Below are 2429 nucleotides of genomic sequence, written 5' to 3'. Positions count from 1 at the left end.
GCTGGCTCATCGGGTGTTTCTGCCATCCAGTGGGAATCGAGCGGGTCAGGCGACGGTAACACGGCCGGAGGTGAGCGCCGGATGCGGGATTAACCAGATCGAGCCACCCCTCCAGCGTATACCCTAGTCACGGGCCCATCGGGGCCTGCAGGACCAGGCCGTAGGGCTGCTCGCGGATCTCTAACTGTCAACGCCAACTCCTCGAGGCCACCCACCCGGGCCTGCAGCCAGGTGTGCACGGCGACGTAACCCTACAGAGTCTCGAGCTCGAAGCTCAAATGTAGGGCGGAGGGTTCGCCATGGAGCCGATCCCGGGTGCCCTGTACGATTTGGGTCGAGGGCGCGCGGGGTGTAGGGGTTCATCGGCGTGGCCCTTGGTCTGCAACGGCGTTGCTCATCGGCTCGAGCACGCGGCCGACGTCGTTGGAGGCGGCGAGCAGTCGCTCCTGGCTTAGATGAGCGTAGCGTTGCGTGGTCGTGATCTGTGTGTGGCCGAGCAGTTTCTGCACCTCGTAGAGCGAGTAGCCATTATTGATGAGTAGCGACGCGTAAGAGTGCCGTAGGTCATGGATGCGCAGATCGGGCAGCCCGGCGCGCTTGCGAGCCGAGTGCCAGGCCTTGTAAATGCCGAAAAATGGTTTGCCGGTTCGGGGGTTCGGGAACACCCAAGGGCTGTGCTCATAGGTGTCAAGGTCTCGTAGTAATCGCATCAAGTGGTCAGAGAGTGGTACATGTCGAGCCTCGCCGCTTTTGGGTAGGGGGATGCGCCAGAGCCGGAGGTCAAAGTCGAGATCCTCCCAACGTGCCCGCAAGACCTCGCCACAGCGGGCGCCGGTCAGCGCGAGCATCGGCACGATATAACGCAGCAGGGGGTTCGCAGAGCGATCCAGCTCCGCGAACAGCCTGTGAGTCTCCTCCGGGCGGAGATAGCGCTCATGCCTGTTGTTTTCCCTTAGCATGGGAATCCGCCCGGTCGGGTTCGCGTTGACCCCGGGAATCTCCCACTCAAGCGCAAGGTTGTACATGTACCGAAGCAGTATGAGCACGCGGTTTACCGTAGCTGGGCGATAGTGTTGGCGCAGCGTGTGGACTAGCTCGTAGACGTTGGTTCGTCGGATCTCGCTCATAGCGTAGTTGCCAAGACGCGGGAGGATGTGCCGCCGTAAAAGGATCTCGTCGGTTTTCCATGAGCGCTTGTCGTTTTTTGCATGCGGGAGGTAGCGCTCCTGGGCGAACCTTTCCAATGTTGGCGCATTGCGGTTATCAGCCCGCTCTTGACCTGGGTCCTCGCCACGCGCGATCCGAGCATGCTGATGACGGACTGCCCGTCGGGCATCAGCCAAGTTTAGCCCGCCGAGACGGCCGAGCTTGAACAAGCGGATACGGCCTTGGTTGGTGGTGTACCGCAGGTAATAGGTGCCCGAGCCGGTAGCGCGGAGCTCGAGCATCAGCCCGGGCGTTTGAGTATCGAAAAGCGCGACTTTGCTCTGTCCTGCGGGAACGTGGGTATCCCGAATGCGTTGCTCGGTGAGCTTTACCTTCGGCATGCTCCAGCCCTCCGCCACGAACGTTTCAGTGCTAAAGATGATGGAGACATACTAAGCCATGTCTGAGACATCGCGTGAGCGCTCTCGCGGACATAATGTGGCCGCGGTGGCAGCAAGACTCAGGGCGGCGCGCGCCATCCTTGGGATTAGCCAGAAGGCCTTGGCCAAGGAAGCTGGTGTTGGCGTTGCAGCGCTCAACGTCCTCGAACGCCAAGAATCCTCGCCTCGACTCGAAACGGTAGAAGCGCTTGAGCTAGCGCTGCGACGTCATGGTGTCCACTTCCACGTAGATCGCGACGGCACACACACGATCAGTATGAGCCCTGAGCTCATCGCAGATATCGCCAACAAGGCAGCCCGCGGCGAGCCGGTGACAGCCCGCGGCCGAATCCGCCGCCGGGGGTAGGTTGTGCTGCCTGACCCCTCCCCGGAAAAGGGCGGAGACGACGATGGTGGCGCGCATCATCGTTGCGTCTTTTAAGCAAAACGGGGCGAAGATTTGGCGCAACCTTGAGGGCATGGCCGCCCAGATCCAGGATCATCCCACCACCCGCACCCGAGAGTTGCGGCCCTGCCACTGAACCGCTCCTTAGGCCGTCTAGTGAATCTGCCCGGGTTGCAGCGGTTGCCAGGCTATCCAAGCGGGATTAACGGGACAGGTACGCGGGCTGTAGGTCCGCTTTGCGACCCACGCCCCCGAATACGCCAATAATTTCAGAAGGTTAATGGCTAGCCCGGGCTGGAGTGTGGGCCGTTCTATCCCGTCGGTATGTCTGAGAAATGGTATACCATGTGTGACAAATTTATCAGGCGTAAAAAATCTCACAACGCGCTGATTAGAAAAGATTTATGAGGTCGGCGGGATAGAGGGGTGACTGAAGG

At 60.6% G+C, this 2429-nt stretch carries 3 protein-coding genes; 2 read left to right on the top strand and 1 reads right to left on the bottom strand.

Features of this window, described 5'->3' with window-relative positions:
- Positions 1-359 precede the first annotated feature (359 nt).
- Positions 360-1547 carry a site-specific integrase gene (locus tag LRG07_RS13525; protein ID WP_238642709.1) on the bottom strand — a complete coding sequence of 396 codons (1188 nt, stop codon included), beginning with the start codon at positions 1545-1547 and terminating at the stop codon, positions 360-362.
- Between the two features lie 58 nt (positions 1548-1605).
- On the opposite strand from LRG07_RS13525, the gene LRG07_RS14120 reads away from it, so the two are divergent.
- The gene (locus LRG07_RS14120) at positions 1606-1953 is read left to right on the top strand and encodes a helix-turn-helix domain-containing protein (RefSeq protein ID WP_370641546.1); all 348 of its coding nucleotides are present in this window, start codon (positions 1606-1608) and stop codon (positions 1951-1953) included.
- Between the two features lie 43 nt (positions 1954-1996).
- Positions 1997-2128 (top strand): hypothetical protein, encoded by a 132-nt coding sequence (locus LRG07_RS13975; RefSeq protein WP_255773346.1) that lies wholly within the window; start codon positions 1997-1999, stop codon positions 2126-2128.
- Positions 2129-2429: the final 301 nt, after the last annotated feature.

This window comes from Halorhodospira sp. 9622 (assembly GCF_022228025.1).
GTDB lineage: Bacteria > Pseudomonadota > Gammaproteobacteria > Nitrococcales > Halorhodospiraceae > Halorhodospira > Halorhodospira halophila_A.
Note: the sequence above shows the minus strand (reverse complement) of the source record. Positions and strands in the feature narration are given on the sequence as shown.